Origin of the sequence: Bacillus sp. PAMC26543 (assembly GCF_014250375.1) — a bacterium.
Lineage (GTDB): Bacteria > Bacillota > Bacilli > Bacillales > Bacillaceae > Bacillus > Bacillus halotolerans.
Genome location: NZ_CP060193.1, coordinates 1,320,997 through 1,345,203, shown reverse-complemented (window position 1 = coordinate 1,345,203; position 24,207 = coordinate 1,320,997). Strand labels below are relative to the sequence as shown.

The following is a 24,207-nucleotide window of genomic DNA, read 5'->3' as shown; positions in this document are numbered from 1 at the left end:
AAAAAGCCAAGGGTTCAACCTTGGCTTAACCTCCGATCAGCTGCACGAACACAGGAATGACCAGAACCGTTACGACCCCGACAACGACAACAGCGATACTTGCCATCGCGGCTTCGACTTCACCCATCTCGATCCCGACAGCTACACCGAGTGCGTGTCCGGACGTTCCGAGAGCCAACCCTTTCGAAATGGGATTCTTCACTTTAAATACTTTTAAGAACAAAGCGCCGAGCGCATACACAATGACGGCGTTAAAGATAACAGCAAAAGCTGTGATATCGCTGATGCCGCCAATATCTTTTGATAAAGGAAGCGCAATCGCCGTTGTTGCCGCCTGCGGAAGCATACTTTTCATAACAGCCTCATCAAGGTGAATCCCTTTTGCAAGCAAATAGACAATCGTGACAGAGCAGATAGAGCCTACGATAATGGAGGACATAATTTGCCACCAGTATTTTTTCAGTTTATCTCTTTGTTTGTACAATGGAATGGCAAAGGCAATCGTCGCGGGTTCCAAGAAAAACTTAATGATTTCTCCCCCGTTATTATAGTCAGCGTAAGAGAAACCGCCGATTTTCAAAAATGCAATCCCTAGCACCATCGCAACAAACAATGGAGTGAAAAGGAAGAACCCTTTTGTTTTTTTAAATAAAAAGGTGCCAATGCCGAAAGCGGCCAGTGATACGACAATTCCGAAATATGGACTCATTGTGCTTTCCATTTCATGAACCTCCTGCTTCTCTTAATGATGAACAAGTTCGTTTTTCTTCTGCGGGGACTGTACTGTTTTTGCTTTTATGTCATCAGCAGTCTTGCGTTTTCCGCTCAGTGTAAGAATAAGCTGAGAAAACAATCCTGTTGCCCCCAATAAAATAATCGTTGCGAGAAGAATGACAAGGACGATTTGCAGGCCGTATTGCTGCATCACACCAAGAGAATTCATAACAGATATACCTGATGGAACAAATAAAAATCCAATCAATGAGGTTAAAGACGCTCCGAGCGTTTCTACTTGTTCCAGTTTAATCACTTTCAAACATAATAGGAGAAATAATAAGACCAAACCTACAACCGACGCCGGTATAGGAATTGGGACAAAAGCGGCAATCATATTGGAAACCAGCATAATGACGGCAAAAATAAATGCTTGTGTTAAAAATCCGTACACTTTTTTAGCACTCATTTTCTTCACCTCTTTCTCTTTTGTACCCTCATTATAAATAAGAATCCCTCTCTATTAAGCGCTTACATGATAACTTGCCGAATATTAAAGATGAGTTGCAGCATAAAAAGGATGAAATACAAAAAGCCGCCCCATCAAATATGGAGCAGCTTTTTTAATTCCTTGGCATATGTCCGGCTGACCGGTATTTTCGATCCGTCTTTCATGATCAGATTATAGGTGGAATTAAACCATGGCTGTATCTCTTTGATGTACTCAGTATTAACGACAAAGCTTCGATGGACGCGGAGAAAATCAGTTTCCGGCAGCTTTTTTTCAATGACAACGAGCGTATCATTGACTGAATAAGATACATCAAAGGTTTTTACATGGACATGGCCGTCTTCGGTTCCCGCAAAGATTATATCCTTCGTATCCACAATCACAATCGATTCACCGACAGATAAGGCTAATTTATGCTGGCTGGCATGGCTGATCTGTTCTGGTTCATCAATCTCCCGCTTTACCTTTTTATACTTTTTCATTGTTTGCCGAACCCTTTCTTCATCGAAAGGTTTGGTTAAGTAATCAAGAGCGTCCACTTCAAAAGCTTTAAGTGCATACTGGTCATAGGCCGTCGCAAACACAATAGCCGGGGGGTTCTTCATATTCTTTAATCGTTTTGCGATATCAAAACCATTCTCTCCGGATAAGTCAACGTCTAAAAACAGCAAATCAGGCTTTTGATCCATCATTTGGTCAAACGCTGATTCAATATTTTCCGCTTCATTGATTTCTAATTCCTCATTTGTCCTTTTGAGTAAATAAGCCAGTTCATCTCTTGCCAGAATCTCATCATCAACTATTAACACCCTGAGCATGTTCTTCTCCCTCTTTCATTTGTTGCATAGGTACATGAAAGGAAACCTCTGTCCCTTTTTGTACCTCACTCTTGATATGTAATGCAGCCTGCTGCCCGAATAAACCGATCAGCCGCTGATTCAGATTATAAAGCGCAGTCCCTGTTCCTTCCTTAGAAGGCAGCGGTTTATTCCCCAATTCCGGCAAGACGTCCGGCGGAATTCCGCGCCCATTGTCCGTGACCTTCATATAGACGGATGACTCGTCAGATAAGACACAAACCGTTACCTTGCACATGTCTTGTTTTTTTGGAAATGCGTGCCGTAATGCGTTTTCAACAAGCACCTGCAAGACAAACGGAGGAATCTCAATTTGTTCCAGCCTGCTGTCAATATCAAGCTCAATCTTATATTTCCCGGGAAAACGCGCCTGTTCTAATGACAGATAGGCTTGAAGATGGTTCAGCTCCTTTGAAAGCGGGATCAGCAGCTGTCTTGCTCCCTGGAGATTAGAACGAAAGTACACGCTAAGCTGCAGCAAAAGCTTACGGGTTTTTTCAACATCTGTCCGGCATAAAGCAGAAATCGTATTGATGGCATTAAATAAAAAATGCGGGTTAACCTGTGCTTGAAGCGCTTTGATTTCCGCATCCTTCAGAAGCTTGCTTTGCAGTTCGGCTTCACCGAGCTCAAGCTGTGTCGAAAACAGCATGGCCAGCCCCTCGGCAAGCTCCTCCTCTACCTGACTGAGGCCGGCCGGGCTTTTAAAATACATTTTTAACGTTCCGATTGTGTTGCCGTTTGATGTCAAAGGCAGTACAATCGCCGCGTGCAAAGGGCATTCCGAATGGGTGCATTCAATCTCTTCCTGTGAAGTAGCCTTCATGATACGCCCTGTTTTAATTACCTTTTTAGACAGGCCTGTGATCAGGCTTTTAGATGGGATATGATGGTCCATTCCCGCGCCGACATGCGCAAGTATTTTCTCATTGTCCGTCAGAGATACCGCATCCGTTCCGGTCATCTTATGGATGATGGCCGCTACACTTTTACAAGAGCTTTCATTTAACCCTTGACGGAAAAAAGGAAGCGTCTGATCGGCAATGGTCAGCACCCTGTGCGTTTCAAGCGCCCTTGCCTGTTCTTCCTTGCGAATAATGGCTTGAATAATCGACAGGAAAATAAAGCTGCCTGTTCCGTTAATGAGGATCATCGGAATCCCGATCATGCTGACAAGCTCCCAAGCATCATTGAACGGCTTTGCCATCAGCAAAATAATGACCATTTGCAAGGTCTCCATACCGATCCCGACGAGGGCTGCGATACGCGGTGTCGGCATTCGATAGCGCTTCGTAAAATACCTGCCGATCCACCCCGCAAGAAACCCTGCTAAAACGGATGAGACCGCACAGCTTAAAGCCGTGCTGCCGCCGAGCGAAAAACGGTGAAGGCCTGCTAATAAACCGATTCCCGCTCCTACAAACGGCCCGCCCAAAAGCCCGCCTATTTCCACGCCCAAAATACGGGTATTTGCAATAGAGCCCGACGGATCTATTGTAAACACCCAATCATTATTCACAATCATATGTTTTTGAATTTCGATGCCGGTATAATTGCTGATGATGCTGAAAAGAGAAAAAATAGAAATCAATACAGCTTTTCCTTTGTAGCCCTCCGGATTTTGAAGTGCCTGTCTGAAAAGTTTAGTGTGGGCCAGAATAAATCCCAATATAACGATAATCCCTACCCTTTCCAGCATCATGATCATTAATTGAATCATCTGTGTCACCTGTTCTTTCCCATTTCATTTTATCATTTTTTCGGCAAACCGTTTCATGGCTGACTGTTTTTTTAAAATCGTCTGAAAACATATTTCACAAGACTTTTATCTATTGTAGAATAAACATGAGCCTTTTGGCAGAAAGAATTGAATCTGAAGCAGAGGAGAAGATCATGAAAGCCGTATTTTTTGATTTAGACGATACACTACTTTGGGATGAGAAAAGCGTCAGAACAACATTTGCAGAAACATGTTTACAGGCCGAGAAAAAATATGGTCTTGACCCTGAGGAATTCGAAGCAGCTGTTCGGGAAGCGGCGAGAGAATTGTACATGTCTTACGAGACATACCCTTATACGGTGATGATCGGCATTAACCCGTTTGAAGGGCTGTGGTCAAATTTCTCCGAGCCGATCAGTGAAGGATTTCAGAAGCTGAATAAGATTGTGCCGGAGTACAGACGAAACGCATGGACAAACGGCCTGAAAGCGCTTGGTGTCGACGATCCGGCATATGGTGAATATTTGGGAGAGTTTTTTGCAGCGGAACGCCGAAAACGCCCGTTTGTTTACGATGAAACATTTGATGTGCTTGATCAATTAAAAGGAAAGTACGAGTTGTTGCTTTTGACTAACGGCGATCCGAGTCTGCAAAAGGAGAAGCTCGCTGGCGTGCCTGAGCTCGCCCCTTATTTCAATGAAATTGTCATCTCAGGCGCTTTTGGCAAAGGGAAACCTGATGCTTCTATTTTCGAGCATTGCCTGCAGCTGATGAAGATCCAGAAAGAGGATGCCATCATGATCGGCGATAACCTGAATACAGACATTTTAGGCGCTTCCAGAGCCGGTATCAAAACCGTATGGATCAACCGGACGGATAAGAAAAATGAAACAGAAGTGACGCCTGATCACATCATCAGCAGCCTTCATGATTTGTTTCCTATTTTAGAACATAAATAAAAAAGCATGATCTCTTACATGAGATCATGCTTTTTTGTATTATTTCTTCGCTTCAGCTACAGCCTTTTTCACAAAATCATCAAGTGAAATGGTTTCAGACTTCTGCTCTCCGTATTTACGGACGTTTACCGCACCGTTTTCTGCTTCTTGGTCACCGACCACAAGCATGTACGGAATTTTTTGCATTTGCGCTTCGCGGATTTTGTAGCCGATTTTTTCATCACGGCTGTCGACTTCTACACGCAGGCCTTCACGCTGCAGGCGTTCTTGTACTTGCTTCGCATAATCCAAATGCACAGCCGGAGAAACCGGGATGACTTGGAACTGAACCGGTGCAAGCCATGTTGGAAGTGCGCCTTTATGCTCTTCGATTAGGAATGCAACAAAGCGTTCCATTGTTGATACCACACCTCTGTGAATAACAACCGGACGATGCTGCTTGCCGTCTTCACCGATATATGTCAGATCAAAGCGTTCAGGCAGCAAGAAGTCCAGCTGAACAGTAGACAATGTTTCTTCCTTGCCGATCGCTGTTTTCACCTGAACATCAAGTTTAGGGCCGTAGAATGCAGCTTCGCCTTCTGCTTCGTAATAGTCATGGCCAATTTCGTCCATTGCCGCTTTCAGCATAGATTGCGCTTTGTTCCACATTTCATCGTCATCAAAGTATTTCTCTGTGTCTTCCGGATCACGATAAGACAGACGGAATGTGTAATCGTGCAAGCCGAAATCTTCATATACGTCCTGAATCAAACGAACTGTCCGGATAAACTCATCCTTAATCTGATCCGGGCGGACAAAGATGTGGGCATCATTCAGTGTCATGCCGCGCACCCGCTGAAGACCTGACAGCGCACCTGACATTTCGTAGCGGTGCATTGTGCCGAGTTCAGCGATACGAATCGGAAGCTCACGGTAGCTGTGAATATCGTTTTTATAAATCATCATATGGTGCGGGCAGTTCATCGGACGGAGCACAAGTGTTTCATTATCCATTTCCATCGGAGGGAACATGCCTTCTTGATAATGATCCCAGTGTCCTGATGTTTCATACAGCTCTTTGCTTCCAAGCACTGGTGTATAGACGTGTTCATAGCCGAGGCTGATTTCTTTATCGACAATATAGCGCTCGATCGTGCGGCGGATTGTCGCGCCTTTTGGCAGCCAAAGCGGCAGACCTTGTCCGACTTTTTGAGAATTCGCAAACAGCTTTAATTCTTTGCCAAGTTTTCTGTGGTCACGCTCTTTTGCTTCTTCAAGCATGCGAAGATGCTCGTCAAGATCAGCTTTTTTGAAGAAAGCTGTTCCGTATACACGCTGAAGCATTTGATTATTGCTGTCACCGCGCCAATATGCACCTGCAAGGCTTAACAGCTTAAACTCTTTAATTTTTCCTGTTGATGGAACGTGTACGCCGCGGCACAGGTCAAAGAATTCGCCCTGCTCGTAAATCGATACGGTTTCTCCCTCAGGAATCGCATCCAGCAGTTCAAGCTTCAGGTCATCGCCGATTTCTGCAAAGCGGGCTTTCGCTTCTTCACGGCTGACTTCTTTTCGAACGATCGGAAGGTTCGCATTGACGATTTTTTTCATTTCTTTCTCGATTTTCGGCAGATCCTCCGGCGTAATCGCTTCTTTCATTTCTACATCATAGTAAAAACCGTTTTCGATAACCGGACCGACACCGAATTTCACGTCTTTGTAAATGCGTTTAATCGCTTGTGCCAGCAAGTGAGCCGTACTGTGGCGCATAATCTCAAGACCCTCTTCTGATCCTTCAGTAATGATTTCCACAGTGCCGTCTTCGTTGATCGGCGTTTTCAAATCGATTTCTTTTCCGTTCAGTTTTCCGGCTAATGATTTCTTTTTTAATCCCGGACTGATGGATGCCGCGATATCTTCTGTTGTTGTTCCTTTCGCAAACTCCTTGACTGCTCCATCAGGAAATGTGATTTTTACCATATCTGACATCATTGTCACTCCTTTTTTTGCATATAAAAACCCCGCCCCCTATGAAAGGGACGAGGTTGAATAAACGGAATCGTGGTTCCACCCTTTTTTCCGCAAGCCAATACACCGGCATCTGCGGCTCTAAACTCTGTAACGGGAGTTCCCGTCAGCTATTACTGTTCCTTATAAAGGGGGTTCACAGCTGAGGTTCAAAGGCGGTAAAGCGAATGGTCCTTAGCTGGGAAGCTTGCAGCCGTGACTTCCCTCTCTTTAAGCCGGTATCATTCCTTCATGTCCTTATCAGTACGTGTGTCAATCTTAATCTCCTATGTATTATAAATTGTTCGTTCCAAAAAATCAACACGATTGTATTTCCTTTTTTTCAAGCGGCAGCCTTAAGTTTACAGGCTGCCGGCACTTATCCCTCTGAGTGCTTGACCGGTGTTTCAGCGTTTGAAAACGCGTGAAGCGGAAGCATTTGCACACGCTCTTGAAATACGTTTTGAATCGTCCTTACCATCATATGCTCGGGCTGGTCTGTATAGAGAATCACCTCATCAGGCGCGATGGAGATCAGCGGTGCAAGCAAATGGGAGTCAATGTACATGGGATGATCCCGGACAAATCGCCTGTCTATGTATTTCATTTTTTCCCGTTCCGGCACATAGCGCATCTCCCACAGTGTAAATGAACCATCATGGACAATGTGCACCTTTTTAATTCGCGGCGGTTTAGCCATTACATAATCTCTGAGTGTCTGAATAAAGTTTTGGTACTCCTGCTCCATCTTATATTCGTCTATTGCCGCTTCCACAGTTTCTCTAAGCTGTTCGTAGTACTTTCCGAGGCGAAAGGTTTGAAAGGAACGAATTGAAAATACCCCGTTCTCTAAACAAATCGTTTGGAGCTCATCTAAAATACACTGCTTACGCGGCGGCTTCATCGGTTCAAACGGAAGAACATCAGCTTCTCCTTCTATAATACTGTGTGCGAGCTGAAGGATTTGCTGCTGCTCATCCTGGTCCGTGAAACAATACGTCTCTTCAATCAACGACAGCATATGCTCGTCTTCTTTGCAATCTAAAAAAAACTTGACCAGAATCGGCTCCATAAAACCCTGAATAGAGAAAGCCGGCTCAGCTTTTTCAATCCCGATTTTTCGTATGCCTTCACGGACAATGATGTTTTTCCGATCGTCCGAATGCTGAATGAGATGTAAAAAAGCGGCTGTATCATGGTCATCTTCAAAGATTATTTCAAGCATGTTTGTCCCCCCTTACGGCATCTGTTACAAGTATATGGGGGATGTTTTTAAAATAGACGTAAAGGTCACCGGCAAATCTTAATTTGATTCTTGAAACAAGCTTTGCATTTTCTTTCTGAAGATAAATGGCAGCGCCATAAAAATGATATAAAATCCGAGGACGAGAAAGAAGGCGGGCAAATTGCCCGTGAAAAAGCTTGCTCCCAGCACGTTCAGCGCAACGGTCCCAGGGATGATTCCCCCAGCCGTCGCCGCAAAATATGGGAGCGGCTTGACATTAGAAAGCCCTGCCGCATAGCTGACGAAGTCAAAATTAATCGGAAGGATCCGCAGAAGAAAGATATAGAAAAAACCGTTTTCCTCCATCTGTTTCTGGATGTTTTCCAGCCTTTCGTGATGGCTGTTGGTTTTTGCCGCAAACAGACCGGCTGCAAAAAATGAGACAGCCGAAGCGCACATCGACCCAAATAGTGTGTAGAGCGTGCCGAGAATCGGGCCAAAGGCCAGACCGCCCGCAATAGAAATAACTGATACCGGAAATAATACAAGCGGCCTGACGATCGATATCCCGATAAAGATAAGCGGCGCAAAGATGCCGAATGATAAAACCCATATCCGGATTTCTTTCGGAGATAGATTTAAATACCTTTTATTTGCCCAAAAAATCAAGCCTGCTCCCGCAAGCACTGCCAGCCATTTAACAGCCGTTTTAAGTTTCATACCCTCAGTTCCTTCCCCTTTGAACCGCAGCGGTTATTAATGGCGGCGGTTTTCTCCGTCAAGACGGATAGGAGCAGCCAGATATAAAATCCGCTCCATTAATCTTGCCGCTTTCACTTCTTCCTTTTCTCCCCTTTGCGAATACGTAAAATGATGTTTCAGCTCATCAGGCGAGAAATTAGAAGAGAAGAAAGTCGGCAGCTGCTGGGACATTCTGTGCTGAAGCACTGTCCCGATAACTTCATCCCTGACCCAGCTCGTCATCGATTCTGCTCCGATGTCGTCGAGCATCAATACAGGCGTGGTTTTTACCATGTTCAGCTTTTCTTCCAACGAATGATCTTGAAGCGAATTTTTCAGCTCTCTGACAAATTCGGGCACATAGACGATCATGGAGGAATACTCTTTTTCCGCCAGCTCATTGGCAATAGCGGCGAGCATAAAGGTTTTTCCTACACCGAACTTGCCGTACAAATATAATCCTTTCCCTTTTCCCGTCTCATTATAGCTTTTCAGAAAATCTGTGACATGCTGGAACATTGCAAGTCTGCTCGGATCATTAATATCAACCTGCTGGAACGTCGCTCCGAGAAGATCCTGCTGAATATACATGCTTTTCATGAGAGACTTCTGTTTTTTCTGCTGATCGAGCTTTCGTTTGACCGGACATTCGTAATACTCGATATCAATAGAGCGGCCGGTCATCACAAGCTTCGGATGGTAGCCCTCCAACAGATTATTGCTGTTTTCGTCTTCTGAACAATAAGAGCAGTGCTTGCTCTGTCCAATATATTCATAAAGCTTATTTAAGCTTCTTTCAATCATTTTTTGATCGATGACGTCTTCATTTTCCTTTAGAAATGCCTGAACGTCTTGATCCTTCATCACTTTTTCCTTCATTTGTTCAAGACGCTTTTGGAAATCCGGTCTGCCGGTTACGCCCTGCAGGGAACGGCTGATTGGTTCCATGTATTACTTCACCCCGCATCTCTGCTCTTAATAGGCAGAGTATTTTTTCAGTTTTTTCATTTCTTCCATCATCTTTTTCTTCTGTTCTTCCAAGTCCTGTTCATGCAGCATTTGCTGTCCGGTTTCAGAATCGGAAGCCGTTTTCTTTTCTTTCATCCAGTCAGGAAGTTTTTCTTCGCGAATCACTTTTTGATTTCGTTTAGAAGATTGGCTCGTTTTCCCTTCAGCCCATTCGAGATACTGGCGGTTTTCTTCTATGGCAAGCTTCATCGCTTCTCTGACCGTTTTGACTTTTTTGCGCGCCCAATGGGAGGCAATTTTTTGTATATAATTTTTCGACAGCTTCATGTCGGTTTTCAGCATGACGTAATAAATCAATACATTTGTGACGCCTGGCTCCAGCTTCTGTTCAAACATAATTTCTTCTATAATTTTCAGATCTGCTTTTGACGGTTCGGTTCCGTCCGCGATATCCTGAAGAAGCTTTTTCGGTGAGATGACCTCCAGCAATGCGATCAGCTCACTATCCAGCGAATCCTCTTCTGCCGCTTTTCCGCCTTCACGCAGATGTACCGGCTGTGTTTTCTCCACTAAGTCCGGCAGCTGTCCGTTCCTCTCGATTTGGTACCAGTCACTTGCTGCTTTTCTTAAAGCTTCGGTGGTAATCACTTCATGCTCATCGATCGCGCTCATGACGACATTTTGCATCTGCAAAGGATCAATGCCGTACAAATAAGAAAGCTTTTTAATCGTTTCCCGCACCTGCTGTGTCATTGCTTTTCTTGGAATCATCGTCTCCGAAAGCCCCGCTAAAAACAAATCAAAATCGAACACATCCTCTGTAACGGTATAGGACGGAGCCTGTCCGACAGTTGTATACTCCCTTCCCGTCGCAAGTCTCACCGTTTCCTCCATATCGGATGTGAGCTTCCATTCACTCGGCTGCAGTGATTCAAACGCATGATTAAACGGCCTTGTAATGTCTTTGGCGTCTTCTGAAATCGCCGGATGCGTAAAAAATTGTTTTAACTGCTGATATTTTGTTTTTCCGACTCTGTTATACAGGAAAACGTTCAGCATGCCGTCTTCGAAAAATTCATTCGGCCGCAGCGGCGGCAGCAGTTCATATATAAAGAGGCGCTCCTGCCGCTCGGATTCTTTCATATATACTTTTAGCAATCCGATGCCCTCGAGCTTCCCCTGTTCCTGATGGATCGTTTTCAAATTGGACTGGGTCATTCCCATCAGCTGTCTATGTGTGGATTCTCCGCCCCACAGACGGTTTTGTTCAAGTTCTCCCCACAATGTCATATAAAGAGAGAATGCAACAGGGCCGATTAAGGGCTGGTACAGTTGTGTAATAATTTGTCTGTCAATATCCTGCAGCATTGATTTGCTCTTCACCACATAAGGGTCTACAGGCAGTACATCTTTCCAATAGTCAGCCATACATTCTCAAACCTTCCGATTATGTTTCTACCTCTCATTTTACACCGTTTCGAATATCTATCAAATGCCAATTTTGCACATGAGAAAAGAGCTAGAAGAATCCTTTTAGCTCTTTAACGCTCTTTCTTTATTAAATCTTTTAATTCATCGATAAAGACATTAATATCTTTAAACTGCCTATAGACGGACGCGAACCGCACGTATGCGACTTCATCAACCTTAGCCAGGCGATCCATGACCATTTCTCCGACGAACTCGCTTTTCACTTCGGAACAGCCTTGATTGCGCAGTTCTTTTTCAATGTCAAAACACATATCTTCCAGCGTTTTGAGTGAAACAGGCCTTTTTTCACATGCTTTAATAAGGCCGCGCAGCATTTTTTCCCTGCTGAATTCCTCTCGCACGCCTTCTTTTTTGACAACGATGAGCGGGGTTTCCTCCACTTTCTCAAAGGTAGTAAAACGGTAATGGCAGGCTTCGCATTCCCGTCTTCTGCGAATGGATTTTCCGTCATCCACAGGCCGTGAATCGAGGACTCGCGTTCCGTTATGCTGGCATGAAGGACATTTCAATAAAATCAGCTCCCAACTATTTCGTTCCCTGCAATGTATATTCGGCAGCCTCCGGCTATAAGTGATGTGACAGGCATCTGTCGGGAGAGCCGTTGTTTAGGCTGTGTCTAACAGCATCAGGCGGTTTATGACATATCTCTTTCTTATTTTACAAGAAAAACGGAAAAAGAAAAAGCTAGCCGCCCCTGTTTGTTCATAAAAATAAAAGGAGCATAAGCTAAAAAGCGCGTAACGCTTTCTAGCTCCAGCTCCCTTTGTGTTCGTGTTTGCTCTATAGTACTTTCGCTTGCGCCTGTTTAATCTGCACAGGCCCCATTCCTCTTGGTATTTCAATGTTTTCTCTTGTATCAGCATGTAATGCCTCTGCAATGTAGTCAGCAGCGACATTAGGATCTAAGTCTCCACAAGTATAAACATCAATGCTTGCATATCCGTGCTCAGGAAAACTGTGAATCGTTAAATGTGATTCGGAAATAATAACGACTCCGCTTACGCCTTGCGGTGCAAATTTGTGAAATGCAACCTCGCGCACCTCAGCTCCTGATTTTAAAGCAGCATTTACAAACGTTTTTTCAATAAAATCCATGTCATTCAGCTTATCAAAATCGCATCCCCATAGCTCGGAGATAACGTGACGCCCCATTGTTTCCATAGTCATGGACCCCCCTTAACAAGAATTAAAAAGTGAAGTTCCAACAACTGGGTCGGCTATTTACCACGGGGGAAAGTTAGTCCGGAGAGGTCCTAACCCTTTAAGTAATCCCGAAACAGTCTCAAGCAAGAAGTTCACGAAAAATAGTATACTGTGTTTAAGTCTAATTTGCAAGAAGCGTTTTTTCAGAAATATGCTGTTAAGGTTTTTTTCTTAAATTGTGTCCATGACCTTATTCTATACAGCAGATGGATGTTTCATTCGTGCCGCCACATGGCGGATGAGATCAACTACTCTGCATGAGTAGCCCCATTCATTGTCATACCATGCGAGAACCTTTACTTTCCTGTCTTCCATCACCATTGTCGTAAGCCCGTCAATAACCGCTGAATTCGGATTCGTATTATAATCTGTCGACACGAGCGGTTCATCCGAATAATCAAGCACTCCGTACATTGACGTTTTGGCAGCCTGTTTGAATGCTTCGTTTACCTCTTCTGCCGTTACATCCGTTTTCAAGTCGACAACAAGATCAACTAATGAGACGTTCGGTACAGGCACACGCAATGCGAGACCGTGAAGCTTTCCTTTCAGGTGAGGCAGAACAAGCGAAAGCGCCTTTGCCGCTCCTGTTGTCGTCGGAATGATGGATTCACCGCATGCCCGGGCGCGGCGCAAATCTTTGTGCGGATTATCAATATTTTTTTGATCGTTCGTATAAGCGTGCACTGTCGTCATTAGACCGCTCTCAATGCCAAATTCATCATCAAGCACTTTCACAACCGGTGCAAGGCAATTTGTCGTGCATGACGCGTTTGAAATAATGACGTGGCGTTCAGCATCAAATTGGTCTTCATTAACACCCATCACAATGGTAACGTCTTCATTTTTCCCCGGAGCGGTCAGAATGACTTTTTTCGCGCCCGCTTCAATATGTCCCATCGCTTTTTCTTTTGAATTAAACTTCCCTGTTGCTTCAACGACAATGTCAATATCATATTCCCGCCAAGGCAGCTGTTGCGGATCACGGCTATTTAACAAGAGTACTTTTTTTCCATTCACAATCAGACTGTCTTCTCCAGCCTCAACCTCTTTGTCGTACCGTCCGTGATTTGTGTCATACTTTATTAAATGAGCCAGCGTTTCAGCCGAATAGCTGGCGTTAATAGCCACTACTTGAATTTGATCGTCTAACATTGCTTTTCTAAAGACCATTCTTCCGATTCTTCCAAACCCGTTTATCGCTACTTTTACCTTCACGTTGGTCACCCCTCATCAATTATGTCATTCTAAATTGTTGTCATCTGAAATTAGTATAACACATTAAAAAGAATTCGCCAGTACATATTGATAAAAATCAACGATTATAACGCTAATTTATGATGTATCATACGTTTTCTCGCACACAATATGAGGATAAAGAATCAAAAAAGCAGCCAGCGCTGCGCACTGCCTGCTTTATTTTCTTATGATTCCTGTTTCAATTTATCATTGAGCACACTTTCTTCTAATACAGAGAAAGTATCGCCGTATACCTTGTTGATATGATTTGCTCCCCAATCGCAGAGCATATCTAAAATGCCTTCTAAGCTGCGGCCGTATTCACTCAGTTCGTATTCCACTTTAGGAGGAACCTGATTGTACACGATACGGTTAATGACACCGTCAGCTTCCAGCTCACGCAGCTGCTGGGTCAGCATTTTTTGAGTGATATTCGGCATTAAACGCTTTAACTCACTTGTTCGTTTTTTTCCGTGTGTCAGGTGGCATAAAATCACGCATTTCCATTTCCCTCCTATTACTTCAAGAGTCGCTTCAACTGAAATGTTATATTTTTTCTTCTCCATGCGGTTCACTCTCCTTACAGGCACCAAAAAGTGACTATAGCACTTAAAAGTACGTACTTTTCTTTTTTGATGATATCTTTCATAATCACATTTGCCGGCTGAATTGAATCTGCTCTTTTATTTATATAGCTTGTTCGGCAGAATTTCAATCATACAACACATAACAGAAAAGGAGGAACTTGAATGACTTCAGCCAATAAAAGCAGCATTCCTGCACTTCTGGCTCTCGCCATTAGTGCATTCGCGATAGGGACAACCGAATTTATCAGCGTCGGCCTTTTGCCGTTAATATCTGATGATTTACACATTCCTGTAACAACAGCGGGATTGACCGTTTCGCTATACGCACTGGGTGTTACGTTCGGCGCGCCTATTTTAACGTCATTAACCTCAAGCATGTCACGAAAGACGCTATTGCTTTGGATCATGATCATTTTTATCGCCGGGAATACGATGGCCGCGTCGGCCTCAAGCATCGGGATTCTTTTAGCAGCACGTGTGATATCCGCTTTTTCACACGGTGTGTTTATGTCGATCGGCTCGACGATCGCAGCTGATCTTGTCCCTGAAAATAAAAGGGCGAGTGCGATTTCCATTATGTTTACAGGACTCACCGTCGCAACAGTAACCGGAGTTCCTTTCGGCACGTTTATCGGCCAGCAGCTCGGCTGGCGTTTTGCCTTTATGGTTATTATCGCCGTCGGCATTATCGCTGTCATTGCAAATGGCATTCTTGTCCCTTCCAATTTACGAAAAGGGACGAAAACAACGATGCGGGATCAATTGAAGCTTGTGACAAACGGCCGTTTACTGCTTTTATTTGTCATAACAGCTTTAGGATACGGAGGAACATTTGTTGTGTTCACTTACCTGTCTCCCCTGCTTCAGGAAGTGACGGGCTTTAAGGCCGGCACTGTAGCCATTATCCTGCTCGTATACGGAATTGCCATTGCTATCGGAAATATGATTGGCGGAAAACTGTCCAATCGAAATCCGATCGCCGCGCTGTTTTATATGTTTATCGTACAGGCGCTCGTCCTGTTTACGTTAACATTTACGGCTCCTTATAAAATTGCTGGCCTCATTACGATTCTCTTTATGGGCTTGCTGGCCTTTATGAATGTGCCCGGCCTGCAAGTATATGTCGTCATGCTGGCTGAACGTTTTGTACCGAGCGCAGTAGATGTAGCATCCGCGATTAATATTGCAGCATTTAACGCAGGAATTGCCCTAGGATCTTTTTTGGGAGGCGTGATTACCGATTCCATCGGACTGATTCATACCGCGTGGATTGGAGCTTTAATGGTAGCAGGAGCCGTCATCTTAACAGGCTGGAGCCGTCTTCTGGAAAAACAGGATCGGCAGGCAGCCTAACATTTCAATAAGGAGGAAACAAATATGACAACACATTTACAAGCAGCAGCAACACTTCATAACGGGGTGAAAATGCCGTGGTTCGGCCTCGGTGTATTCCAAGTGGAAGAAGGATCAGAACTCGTCAATGCGGTGAAAACCGCCATTGTTCAAGGTTACCGCAGTATTGATACTGCCGCAATCTACGGAAATGAAGCGGGAGTTGGGGAAGGCTTGCGGCAAGGAATTGAAGAAGCCGGCATCTCCAGAGAGGATCTATTTGTCACATCAAAAGTGTGGAATGCGGATTTAGGGTATGAGGAAACATTGGCGGCATTTGAAACAAGCCTGTCAAAACTCGGTTTGGAATATTTAGATCTATACCTCATTCACTGGCCTGTGGAAGGCAAATATAAAGAAGCTTGGAGAGCACTTGAAACACTGTATAAAGAAGGCCGTGTCAAAGCGATCGGAGTGAGCAATTTCCAAATCCACCACCTGGAGGATCTGCTGAAGGATGCTGAAATGAAGCCTATGATCAACCAAGTGGAATTCCACCCGCGCCTCACGCAAAAAGAGCTGATGGCTTATTGCGAGAAGCAAGGCATTCAAATGGAAGCATGGTCACCTTTAATGCAGGGACAATTGCTTGATCATCCCGAACTGACAGACATTGCAAAATCATATCACAAATCCGTCGCGCAAATCATTTTACGCTGGGATTTACAGCACGGTGTCATCACTATTCCTAAATCAACAAAGGAACATCGAATTAAAGCGAACGCGAACATATTTGATTTTGAATTATCACAGGATGACATGAACCGAATTGATGCGTTAAATGAAAATCTGCGCGTCGGTCCTGATCCGGACAATTTTGATTTTTAATCACAAAAACACCGTTCATAATGAACGGTGTTTTGTTATGCCCAGCAGCTGAGAATTTCCTCAAGCTGCTGTTTTGTCTCTTCGAGTGTGCCGCTATTGTCTATTACGTTATCCGCTCTTGACACTTTTTCCTCTAATGGAATTTGGGAGCGGATCCGGCTAAGCGCTTCTTCCTCCGTTAATTGGTTGCGCTTGGTCAGACGTTCAAGCTGAAGCTCTTTTGTCACACTGACCACAATAATTTTATCCACTAAAGACTCCAATTTGCTTTCGAACAAAAGCGGGATATCTAATACTACAAATGTCTCCTGATTTGCAATGGACTCATTACGCCGCTTGAGCATTTCCTCTCTGACCGCAGGATGAACAATTGAATTCAAAGCAAGACGCTTCTGTTCATTTGTAAAGACCAGCGCCCCAAGCTTTCTTCTGTCTATATCACCATTTTCGAGCAGAATGTCTTCACCAAATTCGTCAATGATCTGCCGGTAGGCCGGCATCCCTTTTTCTACCGCTTGTTTTGCAATGATATCCGCATCTATGACAGTGATTCCTTTATCTATCAGCATATTGGCAACCGTACTTTTGCCGCTTGCTATTCCTCCCGTTAAACCAATGACTAAGGTCAAGAGATCCACTCCTTTTTACAATTTCCAGAGCCCGATCGTGATTAGCAGAAGCCCCGGCAAAAACGCCATTTTATCGATCCATCTCCATTTAGACAGAATATGGCCGGCATTGATGCCGACTGACACAAACAGCGAACTCATAATCGCGACGGTTATGCTCATCGCAATGGGAGAAAAACCGAGAATGGCTGCTCCCATACCTGCTCCGAAGGCATCAATCGACAGGGCGAATCCCAATAACACCGCTTCAATCCCATTAATCACACCAGATTTGTCGATATCCGCACTCATTGGTTTTCTCAAAATATGGATCACAATGCCCAATGACCGAACCTCTAAATTAAGCAGCGTTTTTTCATGCAATAAGTAGTCTTTGTCTTTTGCCGGCCTGAAAAATTGATATAAAACCCATACGCCGATTCCAACCAATATTAGCCCGCCGAGCTTCTCAGTCACATACACGGGAAAAAACTTTGTGAGAAAGCTTCCGATCAGCATGGATATAAACATAACAGTGCCGGAACAGAAGGCAATGACAATAATGGCTTTTAGCGGTATCTTCATTTTTCGCAATCCATACGTAAATCCGACTGAAAAACTGTCCAAGCTGACAGCTAACGCCAGCAGCAGTATAGAAACCATTTGCATATCCGTTTCTTCCTTTCTGTTGGTGCTCTTGTATCAGATGTTAAATGCCCGGAGATTCATCACAATCATGTATATGGAAAAGTGAAAAATCCGTGTTTCCGAAAAACGGCACTTCCTCTATTACAGAGTTACTGATATATGCACCGACAGCTTGGACGATGAAGCATTCCTCTATTTTTTCTGGCACTTGGCGCAAAAATGTGTGCCTCTGCCTCCGACGACAATTTTGGTAATCATGGTGCCGCAATTTTTGCAGGGCTCATCTTTTTTCCCGTACACAAAATGCTGCAGCTGAAACATTCCGATTTCTCCTTGGGAATTGATATACGACCGGACAGTGCTTCCACCGGCATCAATCGCTTCCTGAAGGGTATTTTTAATTTCAGCATGAAGTTTTTTGATTTTTTTATCTGATAGCTGGTTTGCCTTTGTCTCGGGATGGACGCCCGCTCTGAACAGAGCCTCGTCCACATAAATGTTCCCAAGTCCGACGACCGTTTTCTGATCCAGAAGAGCGGTTTTGACAGCTCGGTTTGTTTTCGCGAGCCGTGCTTTCAAATACGCACTCGTAAATTCTTCTGCATCCGGTTCGGGTCCGAGCTGAGAAAGCGGCAGCTCTCCTGCTTCCTCTCCCGGTTTAAATAAATGCATGGTTCCGAATTTCCGAACGTCCCTGTAACGCAGCTGGGTTCCGTCCGTCATCGTAAATATGACATGCACGTGTTTATCGTCCGGCTCCTCCTCTTGGTGAAGCCCGTACTTTCCTTCCATACGAAGGTGGGAGACCATGACATAATGATCCAAGTTAAACAGTAAAAACTTTCCCCGTCTTCCGATGGACTGGATGGTTTCTCCTGCTAAGTTTCGCGCAAATTCCTCCGGTTCGGCAGGCCGTTTGATGATATTCGGCCATCTGATCTCTACCGATTTGATTGTTTTTCCTCTTACAAGCCCGGTCAGAGTGCGCCGGACGGTTTCAACCTCTGGTAATTCCGGCACATCCATCACTTCCTTTTTCTCTGTTTATTTCGCATCGTACCAGGATGGGCCTGAAGCAAAGTCCACTTTTAACGGCACATCTAATGCAAGCGCATGCTCCATCACTTCTGGAACAAGCTTTTCAAGTATTTCAATTTCTTCCTTCGGTGCTTCAAAAATCAATTCATCGTGTACTTGCAGCAGCAATCTTGTCTTCAGCTGCTTTTCTTTCAGCTTGGCTGCCATTTCAATCATGGCTTTTTTAATAATATCCGCGGCACTTCCTTGAATCGGCGTATTCATTGCCGTCCGCTCCGCAAAGCTGCGGATATTAAAGTTTCGGCTCGTCAATTCAGGGATGTAGCGGCGGCGATGCAGCAGCGTGGTTACGTAGCCTTTTTGCTTCGCGTCCTGCACCGAGTCCTCCATATACGCTTTGACGCCCTGGAAGCTTTCCAAATATCGGTCGATGAATGCCCCGGCTTCTTTCCGCGTAATGCCGAGATTCTGTGAAAGCCCGTAATCACTGATGCCGTATACGATTCCGAAGTTGACCGCTTTCGCCTGGCGTCTCATCGCCGATGTCACTTCATCCTCAGCGACATGGAACACATCCATTGCTGTTTTTGTATGAATATCCATGTCGTTTGTAAAGGCTTCGATCAAATTTTCATCCTTTGAAATGTGAGCAAGCACCCGCAGCTCGATTTGCGAGTAATCAGCCGCAAAAATGAGCCAGTCTTTTTCAGACGGAACAAAGGCCTGGCGGATCTTGCGCCCTTCCTCAAGCCTGATCGGTATGTTTTGCAGGTTCGGATCGGTCGAGCTGAGGCGCCCTGTTTGCGTTAAGGCTTGGTTAAAGCGCGTATGCACCTTGTGTGTATCTTTTCTTGTCACCTTTAAAAGCCCTTCGATGTATGTCGATTGCAGCTTGCCGATTTGTCTGTACTGCAAAATATAGTCAACAATATCATGTTTGTCAGCCAGCTTTTCAAGCACATCAGCAGACGTTGAATAGCCTGTTTTCGTTTTCTTCACAACTGGCAGGCCGATCTTTTCAAACAGGATGACGCCGAGCTGTTTAGGAGAATTGATATTAAACGACTCTCCCGCAATATCATGAATTTTTTCTTCATATTCCTTCAGCTTGGCGCTCAGTTCTTCTCCCATTCGTTTTAAGCGGTCAACATCAACCTTTACGCCTGTTGACTCCATTTCTCCGAGAATAAGCGCCAGCGGCATTTCCAGCTCCTCAAACAATTCAAGCTGATCGTTGTTCTCCAGCTCCTGAACGAGCTTTTCCCGGAGGCTTTGAATGGCTAAAGCCTTTCTGACGAGATGCTCAGACAGTTCGCCTTCTGCCGGCACTGCGCGTTTTGCTCCCTTGCCGTAAACTGATTCATCGCTTGAAACGATATGCAAGCCGTAATCCTTAGCCACACTGGCAACGTCGTCATACGAATTGCCCGGATTAATGATATAAGCGGCAAGAAGCGTATCAAACTCCGCACCTTTCAGCTCAATGCCCTGCCAGCGCAAAGCCACGACAGCCCGCTTGCTGTCAAAGACCCATTTTTTCTGATCGTCATTTTCCACCCATTCTTTAAACACAGCAGACTCGACAGCAGCGTCTTTTGGAATAAAGTAGGCTCCCGTTTCGTTTACTATCGAAAAACCGAGAATCGGCACTTCATGATAATTATCACCAATCTGTTCAACGACAAATGCAGATGGAGAAACCAATATATCGCTAGTCACGTCGGTGACTGTTTTGACATCAATTTCTTCTAACGACTGATCCTGCTCCGCCTCTACACCGTCTTCCCCGAGCCGTTCAAGAAGCGTATTGAACCCAAGGTCCTTAAAGATGGCAATGACCTGTTCACGATTAAAGCCTTGATATTCCAGACCCGAAACGGACACATCAATCGGCGCATCGGTCATAATCGTCGCCAATTCCTTGCTCATCAAGGCCTGATCCTTAAATTCTTCCAGCTTTTCCTTGAGTTTTTTTCCGCTTACCTCATCAATTGATTCGAGCAGCTTTTCAACAGAATGGAATTGTTTTAACAGCTTAATCGCGGTTTTTTCCCCGACACCAGGCACACCCGGGATGTTGTCAGAAGAATCCCCCATTAAACCCTTCATATCAATAATTTGGTCGGGCGTGAGTCCGTATTTCTCCTGGACGTGCTCTGGTGTGTAAAACTCAACATCGGTAATTCCTTTTCTCGTAATGGCAACCGTCGTCTGATCTGTTGCAAGCTGTGTTAAATCCTTATCGCCCGAGAAAACCTTTACCTCAAAGCCGTCTTTTTCAGCCGATTTGGCGAGTGTGCCGATAATGTCGTCAGCTTCGTATTGTTCCAGTTCGTAACGGCTGATTTGATAGGCATCAAGCAGCTCGCGGATAAACGGCATTTGTTCTGAAAGCTCAGGCGGGGTTTTCTGTCTTCCGCCTTTATACTCTTTAAATGTGCCGTGACGAAACGTCGTTTTCCCGGCATCAAACGCAACCAGCATATGCGTCGGCTTTTCATCCTCAAGCATTTTCATCAAAATCATCGCAAAACCGTAAACCGCATTTGTATGAATTCCTTTATCATTGCTTAACAGCGGCAATGCGAAAAACGCCCGGTAAGCCAGACTGTTTCCGTCTACAAGCACTAATTTTTTTCGTTCCGTCATTCAATATCCTCCTAAGAAGCAGCAGCTTCCATTCATCTCATAATAATAGTCTTTAGCTTCTCTTATTTTAACAAAGTTCAATTTGAAAGGAAAATACGCGAACCGATGAGAACACACAAAAAAGGACGGGAACACAAAAAGGTTCCCGCCGTCAAAATTGGCTCCTTGGATGAAGGGGTTCTACTACATCCTACCAGCATAGGTTTAACAGTGCATGAAGATATTGTTAAAGCTTTGTAAACATTAAACAGGCTTTTCAGCAGCCCGCTTCAGCGTCACTGTAAACACAGTGCCTCTGCCCGGCTCGCTTGTCACATCGATTTTGCCTTCATGAGCCTCTATTAAATGCTTTACAATCGCAAGACCGAGACCGGTCCCGCCTGAGTTTCTGCTTCTGTCTTTATCAACGCGGTAAAACCGTTCAAAGATGCGGGGAATTTCTTCTTTCTGGATGCCAATCCCGGTATCGGAAACTTCGATTTGAATCTCTGTTTCTCCCGGTTTGACATTGATAGCTACCGAACCCTTCTCCGGTGTATAGGTTAATGCATTGTTTACGAGATTCAAAAACACCTGTTTCAGCCGGTGCGGGTCGCCCGCTACATAGAGAGGGTCTTTCGGAACGTTCAGCTGTAAAGAGATACCTCTCTCCGTCGCTTTATGCTTAAGCAGCGTTTCAATATCAGCCAGCATTTTCGCTGCATCGAACGTTTCGATGCTGAGCGTAAAGTTTTGCTGCTCAATCTTAGAAAGATCAAGCAAATCCTGCACCAATGACTGAAGCCTTTTGCTTTCCTTTAAAATAATCGAGAGAAATTCTGAAAGCGCCTCTTTATCCTCCATTGCCCCGTCTAATAGCGTTTCCGTAAACCCTTTAATCGATGTAATCGGCGTTTTCAGCTCGTGGGAAACATTGGCCACAAAATCTTTTCTCATCTGCTCTAATTTTTTCGTTTCCGTCATGTCATGAAAAACGAGCACGATCCCTTTCCATTCATCATCCGGCCCCATAATAGGAACGCCGTCCACTTCAAAATAACGCCTTTCAATTTTGATTGGAAGCCTTAATAGCTTGCATTTCTTCGTCTCAGTCATAAAAATCTCTTCGACAAGCTGGATCACTTCTTCATGTTCAAATGCATCATGGTAAAGACGGCGCAGCATCTGATTCGGATTGACATGAAACTGCTTCGCGTAAGACCTGTTGACGAGATTGATAAAACCTCTTCCATCAATCATAATCAGCCCGGAACCGATGTTTTCAATGACAGTCAGCAGGCGGTCGCGCTGCATTTCCTGCGTCCTCGTCATTTCCATCAGATCAACGGCAAGGCTGTTCATGGCCCGGCCAAGCTTGTCAGAACGCCTGATATAACCGCCGTATGTACGGGCATCGTAATTCCCCTTTGACAGCTCTGTTGCCATGTTTGTGGCTGCTTCAATAGATCTTTTGTAGCGAGAGGTCATATTAGAATAAAAGAAAACAATAATAATAAAAGCGGTACAAAGACTGGCCGTCAGCATGCCCCACATCTCGCCATTCAGACCCGAGCTTTCTTCACGGGAAGTAAGCAGCACATACCCTGTTTTTTCGCCTTTGCTCCTAAGCGAAAGCCCATAGTAAAGCATGTTCTCCTCTTTCGCGAGAACTCCCTCATGACCGGAGACAAGCGCCTGAATCTGTGAAGAATCCGCCGCGCTGCCGTCAGACCCGTACAGCACCTTTCCTTCTGTATCGATCACGGACGCTTCTACATCAAGCGCACTTCCTGCATCTTTAATGACTTTCTCATTTGCCTGGTCATTCAGATTGCCGGCATCAAGCAGCGAAGCCATGTATTTGGCTTCCTTTTCAATGTGTTCCTCCGATTTTTTTTGATCAAAAGATTCAAAGAGCTGCTGTAAAAACAGCCCGAGTACACTAAACACCACAATCATACAGACAACAAGCACAGAAAAAAGGCGCACACGATATTTAATCATTCATTTTTGGCTCCTCCAATTTATACCCCAATCCCCTAATGGTTTTAATATAGATCGGTTTTTTTGTATTCGTTTCAATTTTGTCTCGAAGATGGCTGATATGCACATCAACAATTCTCGTATCTCCGGCAAAATCGTAGTTCCAGACAGCACTTAAAAGCAAATCTCTCGTCAGCACTCTGCCTTTATGTCTGCCTAAATACAAAAGCAGCTCAAATTCTTTCGGTGTCAGCTCAAGCTGATTTTCTTTAAAATAAGCTTCATAATGATCGGGCAGAATCTTCAAATCGCCGATAACAATTTGTCCTTCTGTTTCCTCGTTTTTCATATCATTAGAGGGCGCAGCCATTTCAGAACGCCTTAAAATAGCTTTTACTCTTGCATTGACTTCTCGAGGGCTGAACGGCTTGGTCATATAATCATCAGCACCAAGCTCAAGCCCTAATACTTTGTCAAATTCTTCATCCTTCGCTGTCAGCATCAAAATAGGAAACATGAGTTTTTGCTGTCTCAGCTGCTTGCATACTTCAATTCCATCCAGCTTTGGAAGCATCACATCAAGCACAATTAAATCAGGATTTTCTGTTTCCGCCCTTTTGAGTGCTTCTTCTCCATCCGAAGCAGTAATAACCTCATAGCCTGATCGCTCCAAATTGTACTGCAAAAGTGTAACGATAGATTCTTCATCATCCACAACTAAAATTTTCTTGTTCATGCTGTGCCTCCAGTATCTTAATTCCCCGACATCCTATTTCTCTATTTTATGTCATCTTACCATGTTTCATGATTTTATTTTAACGAAAGCCAGACATTCCGACAATTCGCCTTTTACATCATTTTAAAAGAAAAATACAAG

General features: G+C 44.5%; 22 protein-coding genes. 3 read left to right on the top strand and 19 right to left on the bottom strand.

The genetic code is table 11. The annotated features are described in order from the left end of the window. Window positions 1-25: 25 nt before the first annotated feature. The 4 genes from lrgB to lytS all read right to left on the bottom strand — a co-directional run bounded on the left by lrgB (window position 26) and on the right by lytS (window position 3,802). The gene (gene lrgB / locus H7F27_RS06690; protein ID WP_038954251.1) at window positions 26-721 is read right to left on the bottom strand and encodes an antiholin-like protein LrgB; all 696 of its coding nucleotides are present in this window, start codon (window positions 719-721) and stop codon (window positions 26-28) included. Window positions 722-742: 21 nt separating this feature from the next. Then, window positions 743-1,183, bottom strand: coding sequence for an antiholin-like murein hydrolase modulator LrgA (gene lrgA, locus H7F27_RS06685; protein ID WP_095714238.1), 441 nt, complete (start codon window positions 1,181-1,183; stop codon window positions 743-745). A 134-nt stretch (window positions 1,184-1,317) separates the two neighbouring features. Beyond that, window positions 1,318-2,043 carry a LytR/AlgR family response regulator transcription factor gene (locus H7F27_RS06680; protein WP_024122438.1) on the bottom strand — a complete coding sequence of 242 codons (726 nt, stop codon included), beginning with the start codon at window positions 2,041-2,043 and terminating at the stop codon, window positions 1,318-1,320. Continuing rightward, window positions 2,021-3,802, bottom strand: coding sequence for a two-component system sensor histidine kinase LytS (gene lytS, locus H7F27_RS06675; protein ID WP_101860144.1), 1,782 nt, complete (start codon window positions 3,800-3,802; stop codon window positions 2,021-2,023). The genes H7F27_RS06680 and lytS overlap by 23 nt, the downstream gene beginning before the upstream one ends. A 173-nt stretch (window positions 3,803-3,975) precedes the next feature. Between lytS and H7F27_RS06670 the strand changes: the two genes are divergently transcribed. After that, on the top strand, window positions 3,976-4,761 hold the full coding sequence (locus H7F27_RS06670) for an HAD family hydrolase (protein ID WP_038954252.1): 786 nt from the start codon (window positions 3,976-3,978) through the stop codon (window positions 4,759-4,761). A 39-nt stretch (window positions 4,762-4,800) separates the two neighbouring features. On the opposite strand, the gene thrS is transcribed toward H7F27_RS06670, so the two are convergent. From thrS to H7F27_RS06625, 9 genes are all read right to left on the bottom strand, one after another. After that, window positions 4,801-6,732 carry a threonine--tRNA ligase gene (gene thrS / locus H7F27_RS06665; RefSeq protein ID WP_101860143.1) on the bottom strand — a complete coding sequence of 644 codons (1,932 nt, stop codon included), beginning with the start codon at window positions 6,730-6,732 and terminating at the stop codon, window positions 4,801-4,803. Window positions 6,733-7,129: 397 nt separating this feature from the next. Continuing rightward, window positions 7,130-7,975, bottom strand: a complete 846-nt coding sequence (gene ytxC, locus H7F27_RS06660; protein ID WP_024122441.1) for a putative sporulation protein YtxC — start codon at window positions 7,973-7,975, stop codon at window positions 7,130-7,132. A gap of 78 nt (window positions 7,976-8,053) precedes the next feature. Continuing rightward, window positions 8,054-8,695, bottom strand: a complete 642-nt coding sequence (locus tag H7F27_RS06655; protein WP_101860142.1) for a TVP38/TMEM64 family protein — start codon at window positions 8,693-8,695, stop codon at window positions 8,054-8,056. A 36-nt stretch (window positions 8,696-8,731) separates the two neighbouring features. Continuing rightward, window positions 8,732-9,664, bottom strand: coding sequence for a primosomal protein DnaI (gene dnaI, locus H7F27_RS06650; protein WP_024122442.1), 933 nt, complete (start codon window positions 9,662-9,664; stop codon window positions 8,732-8,734). Between the two features lie 27 nt (window positions 9,665-9,691). Then, window positions 9,692-11,113 (bottom strand): replicative helicase loading/DNA remodeling protein DnaB, encoded by a 1,422-nt coding sequence (gene dnaB / locus H7F27_RS06645; protein WP_101860141.1) that lies wholly within the window; start codon window positions 11,111-11,113, stop codon window positions 9,692-9,694. Between the two features lie 113 nt (window positions 11,114-11,226). Further along, window positions 11,227-11,685, bottom strand: coding sequence for a transcriptional regulator NrdR (nrdR, locus tag H7F27_RS06640; protein WP_010335260.1), 459 nt, complete (start codon window positions 11,683-11,685; stop codon window positions 11,227-11,229). A 271-nt stretch (window positions 11,686-11,956) separates the two neighbouring features. Further along, a complete protein-coding gene (gene speD / locus H7F27_RS06635) occupies window positions 11,957-12,337 on the bottom strand; it encodes an adenosylmethionine decarboxylase (protein ID WP_003223584.1) in 381 nt (126 codons plus the stop codon). Between the two features lie 237 nt (window positions 12,338-12,574). Further along, entirely contained in the window at window positions 12,575-13,597 is a 1,023-nt protein-coding gene (locus H7F27_RS06630) for a glyceraldehyde-3-phosphate dehydrogenase (RefSeq protein WP_024122444.1), read from the bottom strand. A 206-nt stretch (window positions 13,598-13,803) separates the two neighbouring features. Beyond that, window positions 13,804-14,184 (bottom strand): winged helix-turn-helix transcriptional regulator, encoded by a 381-nt coding sequence (locus tag H7F27_RS06625; RefSeq protein WP_024122445.1) that lies wholly within the window; start codon window positions 14,182-14,184, stop codon window positions 13,804-13,806. Window positions 14,185-14,367: 183 nt separating this feature from the next. On the opposite strand from H7F27_RS06625, the gene H7F27_RS06620 reads away from it, so the two are divergent. Beyond that, window positions 14,368-15,558, top strand: coding sequence for an MFS transporter (locus H7F27_RS06620; protein WP_044153909.1), 1,191 nt, complete (start codon window positions 14,368-14,370; stop codon window positions 15,556-15,558). A gap of 24 nt (window positions 15,559-15,582) precedes the next feature. Continuing rightward, entirely contained in the window at window positions 15,583-16,425 is an 843-nt protein-coding gene (locus H7F27_RS06615; protein WP_095714232.1) for an aldo/keto reductase, read from the top strand. A gap of 35 nt (window positions 16,426-16,460) precedes the next feature. On the opposite strand, the gene coaE is transcribed toward H7F27_RS06615, so the two are convergent. From coaE to phoP, 6 genes are all read right to left on the bottom strand, one after another. Next, window positions 16,461-17,054, bottom strand: coding sequence for a dephospho-CoA kinase (gene coaE, locus H7F27_RS06610; protein ID WP_101860140.1), 594 nt, complete (start codon window positions 17,052-17,054; stop codon window positions 16,461-16,463). A 15-nt stretch (window positions 17,055-17,069) separates the two neighbouring features. After that, window positions 17,070-17,702 carry a sporulation membrane protein YtaF gene (ytaF, locus tag H7F27_RS06605; protein WP_024122449.1) on the bottom strand — a complete coding sequence of 211 codons (633 nt, stop codon included), beginning with the start codon at window positions 17,700-17,702 and terminating at the stop codon, window positions 17,070-17,072. Between the two features lie 171 nt (window positions 17,703-17,873). Then, on the bottom strand, window positions 17,874-18,701 hold the full coding sequence (gene mutM / locus H7F27_RS06600; protein ID WP_024122451.1) for a DNA-formamidopyrimidine glycosylase: 828 nt from the start codon (window positions 18,699-18,701) through the stop codon (window positions 17,874-17,876). Window positions 18,702-18,725: 24 nt separating this feature from the next. Further along, entirely contained in the window at window positions 18,726-21,368 is a 2,643-nt protein-coding gene (gene polA / locus H7F27_RS06595) for a DNA polymerase I (protein ID WP_101860139.1), read from the bottom strand. A 243-nt stretch (window positions 21,369-21,611) separates the two neighbouring features. Beyond that, entirely contained in the window at window positions 21,612-23,351 is a 1,740-nt protein-coding gene (gene pnpS, locus H7F27_RS06590) for a two-component system histidine kinase PnpS (RefSeq protein WP_101860138.1), read from the bottom strand. Then, window positions 23,344-24,066, bottom strand: a complete 723-nt coding sequence (phoP, locus tag H7F27_RS06585; protein WP_010335269.1) for a two-component system response regulator PhoP — start codon at window positions 24,064-24,066, stop codon at window positions 23,344-23,346. The genes pnpS and phoP overlap by 8 nt, the downstream gene beginning before the upstream one ends. Window positions 24,067-24,207: the final 141 nt, after the last annotated feature.